This is a genomic window from Mesorhizobium sp. M5C.F.Ca.IN.020.32.2.1 (genome assembly GCF_004023105.1).
Classification (GTDB): domain Bacteria; phylum Pseudomonadota; class Alphaproteobacteria; order Rhizobiales; family Rhizobiaceae; genus Mesorhizobium; species Mesorhizobium wenxiniae.
The window spans coordinates 1-2,717 of the sequence record NZ_RZSX01000844.1; the positions used below are offsets into that span (position 1 = coordinate 1).

Below are 2,717 nucleotides of genomic sequence, written 5' to 3' on the forward strand. Positions count from 1 at the left end.
GACAGCTGCACGACGGTCATCAGGTAGTCACTGCCGAGTCAGGTCTGTCCGCGCTGACTCGCCTTGCGGAATATGAATTCGACCTTGTTCTGTTGGACATACTGATGCCGGACATGAACGGCATCGAGGTGCTCTCGCGATTGAAAGCTGAGCGCTGGTGGCGGCACATCCCGGTCATTATGATATCGGGGCTGAACGAAGTCGACGCCGTGGTCCGCTGCATCGAGGCGGGAGCCGACGACTACTTGCTTAAACCGTTCAATCCGGTCCTGCTGCGCGCCCGGATCAACTCCAGTCTGGAGAAGAAGCGTTGGCGCGACCGCGAGCACCAGTATCTTCAGCGGATCGAGGCGGAAAAGCGGCGGGCCGACTCGCTTCTACATGCCGTCCTGCCCGGTCAAATCGTTGCGCGGCTGCAAGGGGGCGAGGAGATCATTGCGGACCGGTTCGAGGAAGTGACCATCCTTTTTGCCGATATTGTCGGATTCTCGCCTATCGCAGCGAAATTGCCGGCATCCGACCTTATCAAGCGCCTCGACCGGATGTTCAGCATGTTCGATGCGCTGGCGGAGAAGCATTCCGTGGAGAAGATCAAGACAATCGGAGACGCGTATATGGCCGCTTGTGGTCTTCCGGACCCGGCGGCCGATCACGCCGACAGGACCGTGGCGCTGGGAAAATCCATGCTGGACTCGTTGAGGCTCTTCGCGTCGGGCAGCGATAGTTTTCGCGTCCGAATCGGCGTACACACCGGACCGGTGATCGCCGGTCTGATCGGCCGACATCGGTTCGTCTATGATGTCTGGGGCGAAACCGTGAACATCGCAAGCCGGCTCGAGTCCCAGGGCGTAGCCGACCGCATGCAAATCTCGGAGGCAACCAGACGCGCTCTGCACGCCTCTTGGGAGTTAGAACCGCGCTGCACTGTGGAACTGAGAGGCGTCGGCACGATGGAAACCTATCTCGTTCGACACTGATGTCTGATTCCCTCAGGATATTCCGCAAGGCGACGCGTAAGCGAGTAGCTTACGGCACCGGCGTTGAGAGGCTATTACTACCATAGCAATCGCGAATCGAAGAGCAGATTAACCAGCGTCCGTGTCATCATCAGCATGACTGGATTAGGCTCGGCGGACTTGGCTACGACCAACCGTCCCATCCATATCGAATTTAGTTATGGGTTGCTGGCGAGACTGGAGGCCTATGTCGAGACGGGTATTCTATGCTTCCGCCGCATCTCCAAGCGGAAGTTCATCCATCTGTGATGGTCGAGAATAACGCCAGCTATCGCGACACAGTTCATCTCTGGGGTGCTGACCTACCGTGGCACCATAAGTCCGGAACGTGTCCGAGACGCGACCTCCATAGCGATGGCCGCGTAAGTCCGATTATGGCGCTCGTTGCGCGTTCCAATGAACGAGACGTACGACAGGAAACCACCCATCTCGGCCATTGGCGGCAGCCCGCTGATTGAGTTTTGACCCTAAGCGGAATGCGTTTGGATTGAACCGGGCTCTATCTCTTTGTTTTAGCCGCATTTGTGCGACGCCAAGTGATTCCACTTGGCTGCAGAATGCTCGACGTGAAACGCTCTGCCGGGCTGGTCTAAGCCAAATCCATCGGGCTTCGGCGGTCGGCGAGCAAACGGGCAAGGATCGGCCTGATGCGGTTTTCGATCCGCGGCCACGAAGCTGTCGACAGAACAGCCGCATGGTCTTCACTCAGCGCGACCGCGCGCGATGTCGTTGGCTCGTATCGCCGATCAGCGCGTCGGAACCGGATGCTCGCCGCGATAGTCGTAGAAGCCGCGTCCGGTCTTGCGGCCGAGCCAGCCGGCCTCGACATATTTCACCAGCAGCGGGCAGGGGCGGTATTTCGAATCCGACAGGCCGTCATGTAGCACCTGCATGATCGACAGGCAGGTGTCGAGGCCGATGAAATCGGCGAGTTGCAGCGGTCCCATCGGATGGTTGGCGCCGAGCCGCATGGCGGTGTCGATCGCGTCGACCGAGCCGACCCCTTCATAGAGCGTGTAGATCGCCTCGTTAATCATCGGCAGCAGGATACGGTTGACGATGAAGGCCGGAAAATCCTCCGAGACGGTGATCGTCTTGTCGAGATGGTTCACATAGGCCTTTGCCGCTTCGAAGGTCTGGTCCTCGGTGGCGATGCCGCGCACCAGTTCGACCAGCTTCATCAATGGAACCGGATTCATGAAATGGATGCCGATGAAACGCTCCGGCCTGTCGGTCTGCGCGGCGAGACGGGTGATCGAAATCGACGAGGTGTTCGTCGCCAGGATGGCTTCCGGATTGAGTTGCGGGCAGAGCTGGGCGTAGATCTTGCGCTTGACCGTCTCGTCCTCGGTCGCCGCTTCGATCACCAGATCGGCAGCCGCAAGGTCGGCCATGGTGGGCGCTGCCGAAATGCGCGCCATCGCTTCGTTGCGCAGCTTTTCCTCGAGTTTGCCGGAGCCGACCTGGCGGGCCATGTTGCCGCTGATCGTGGCGATGCCCTTTTCGATGCGGTCGGGTGAGATGTCGTAGACCAGCACCTTGTAGCCCGCAAGCGCGGACACATGGGCGATGCCGCCGCCCATCTGGCCCGCGCCGATGATGCCGATCGTCTCGATCTTGTTCATTACACCGATCCCGTCAAAAGGCCTTTGCGGCCTGCTTTTTGTGCGGTGCAAACTAAAAGGGCGGGGCGACTTCGTC

2 protein-coding genes are annotated in these 2,717 nt (G+C 59.4%); one reads left to right on the plus strand and one right to left on the minus strand.

Annotated features, from left to right (window positions below; translation table 11 throughout):
• Window positions 1-977 (plus strand): adenylate/guanylate cyclase domain-containing protein (locus tag EOA86_RS29720; protein WP_164892105.1); only part of this gene is annotated, 977 nt, incomplete at its 5' end.
• Between the two features lie 785 nt (window positions 978-1,762).
• On the opposite strand, the gene EOA86_RS29725 is transcribed toward EOA86_RS29720, so the two are convergent.
• On the minus strand, window positions 1,763-2,641 hold the full coding sequence (locus tag EOA86_RS29725; protein WP_065008482.1) for a 3-hydroxybutyryl-CoA dehydrogenase: 879 nt from the start codon (window positions 2,639-2,641) through the stop codon (window positions 1,763-1,765).
• Window positions 2,642-2,717: the final 76 nt, after the last annotated feature.